Source organism: Spirillospora sp. NPDC046719 (genome assembly GCF_040645715.1).
Lineage (GTDB): Bacteria > Actinomycetota > Actinomycetes > Streptosporangiales > Streptosporangiaceae > Spirillospora.
Map to the genome: position 1 here is coordinate 1 of NZ_JBEYYT010000798.1, position 2,290 is coordinate 2,290.

Consider the following 2,290-nt stretch of genomic DNA (forward strand, 5'->3'; position numbering starts at 1 on the left):
GCCCGCCGGAGCGGTCGCCGCCCTTCGCCTCGCCGCCGACGTCGAGCCGGACGTCGGCGCCGGTGAGGCCCCGCTCGTCGGCGGCGCGGAACGCCCAGGCGGCCAGCACGGTCATCTCGCCGCGGACGGACGCGACCGCGTCGGTGTGCACGTAGCCGAGCTCGCCCGGCACGAGGAACCGGACGGTGCAGGTCTGGAGCTCGACGCGCGCGACGGGGTCGTCCGGCGTCGGCCGGTGGATCGCCGCCGCGTACCCGGCGCGGTGGGCGCGGCGGGCGGCGGTGAGGGCGCGGCGGCCGAGGACGGCGGCGAGCGCGTCGTCGTCGAGCGTCCCGGGCGACCAGTCGGCGACCTCGGCGGCGGCGGGCTCGCCGGGCTCCTCCTCGGTGGCGTCGGCGGCTCCGGCGGCGGCGTCGCGCTGGTAGGCCAGGACGAGGCAGATCTGGTGGCGGCACGTGCCGGTCGCGGCGCAGGTGCAGGTCGCGGCCTCCAGGCCCGCGCCCGCCGGCAGCGCCGCCGTGGTCCCGTCGGGGTACCTGCCCTCGACGCCGCCGTCCGGGGCGATCGTCAGCTCGGGGCCGTTGCCCGCGTCCAGGTCCTTCGCCGCGCGCTTGACCAGGCCCCGGTTGGCGAGGGCCGCGAGGGAGTCCGGCGTCAGGGCGAGCAGGTCGGCGCGCGTCACGATCCGATCCTCTCCGCGACGAACTCGGCGAGCCGGCCCGGCGTCATCGCGCCGACGTGCGCGCCGACGGCGGCGAGCCGCCGCCCCATGTCGCGGTCGAACGCGGGATTGGCGTCCTCGTCCAGCGCGGCGAGGCCGAGCACGCAGGTCCCCTGCTCGACGAGGCGCCGGACCTCCCGGACGAGCCGTCCCGCGTCGCCGCCCTCGTAGAAGTCGCTGATGACGGCGACGATCGCGCGGCGCGGGTTGTCGACGAGACCGGCGCCGTAGGCGACCGCGCGGGCGATGTCGGTGCCGCCGCCGAGCTGCACCTTCATCAGCAGCTCCGCCGGGTCGGTCACGTCGGACGTGAGGTCCACGACGGCGGTGTCGAACGCGACGAGGTGAGTCTTCAGGCCCGGCAGCCCCCACAGGCACGCGGCGGTGACCGCGGAGTGGATCACCGAGTCGAGCATCGAGCCGGACTGGTCGACCAGCAGGATCATCTGCCACTGCTCGACGTGTCGCCGCGTCCGCGACACGAACCTCGGGTTCTCGATGTAGAGGCGGCGCTCGTCGGGCCGGTAGTGCGCGAGGTTCGCGCGGACCGTGCCGTGGAAGTCGAAGTTGCGGGAGTTGCGGATGCGGCTCGGGCGCCGCGACCGGGTGCCGTGGAACGCCTGCCTGACCTCCGTCGCGAGCTTCTCCATCAGCTCCCGCACCACGGCCTCGACGATCCGCCGCGCGAGCGCGAGGACCTCCGGGTTCATCAGGTGCTTGGTCCGCAGGACGGCGCGCAGCAGCGACCGGTCCGGCTCGATCCGCTCCAGCACGGCCGGGTCGGTGACGATGTCGTGGATCTCGTAGCGCTCGACGGCGTCGCGTTCGAGCCGCTCGATGGTCTCCTTGGGGAACAGCCGGTGCACGTCGTCCAGCCAGTCGACGGTGGTGAGCGCGGACTCCCCGTCGCCGCCGGTCCGGTCGCCGGAACGGCCGTCTCCGGGCGCGGAGCGCGAGCCCGCGCCGCCGCGCCGGACGCCGCGCCGCGCGAGTTCGGGGTCGCGGCCGTAGAGCCAGTCGAGGGCGCGGTCGCGCGCGGCGGCGTCGGCGCCGAGCGCCCCGGTGGCGCCGCCGGCGGGCGCGCCGAGGATGAGCCGCCAGCGCTCCAGGTCACCGGCGGCGGTCCCGGCCGGGGTTTCGGCGGGGGTCCCGGGTGGGGTCATGGTCGTCCTCCGGTGAGTCCGGCGGCCTCGAGGGCGCGGTCGACGCGCTCTTCCAGGGCGCGCGCTTCGGCGATGAGGAGGGGGTCGCGGGGCGCGCGCAGCAGCCCGCGGGCGGACCCGCGCAGGCCGCGGCGGGCCAGCAGCCGCTCGGCGATCGTCTCCCGCTCGCGCGGCGGGAAGAACTCGAACGCCTGCCGCAGCGCGGGCAGCGCGACGAGGAAGTCCTCGTCGGTGAGCGCGCCGACCAGCTCGTCCAGGACGGCGAGGACGGTCCCGCCGGGGTCGAGGACCTCCTGCCTGGCCAGCGCGAACAGCCCGGCGAGCCAGTCGCCGAACACCCGCGGCCCGGCGGCGCCGCGCACCGCGCGGGCGGGGTCGGCGGTGTCGCCGAGCGCCCGGCCGAGGC

The 2,290-nt window shown here is 76.9% G+C and carries 3 protein-coding genes; all 3 read right to left on the reverse strand.

Annotation, left to right across the window (positions count from 1 at the left end; all coding sequences use genetic code 11):
• On the reverse strand, positions 1–682 hold a 682-nt coding region (locus ABZ914_RS50345), incomplete at its 3' end, for a hypothetical protein (RefSeq protein WP_500201668.1).
• Complete coding sequence (locus ABZ914_RS50350; RefSeq protein WP_500201669.1) at positions 679–1,884, reverse strand: VWA domain-containing protein; 1,206 nt, start codon at positions 1,882–1,884, stop codon at positions 679–681. The genes ABZ914_RS50350 and ABZ914_RS50345, both read right to left, overlap by 4 nt.
• A partial coding sequence (locus ABZ914_RS50355) for a DUF5682 family protein (protein WP_500201670.1) occupies positions 1,881–2,290 on the reverse strand: 410 nt, incomplete at its 5' end. The genes ABZ914_RS50355 and ABZ914_RS50350, both read right to left, overlap by 4 nt.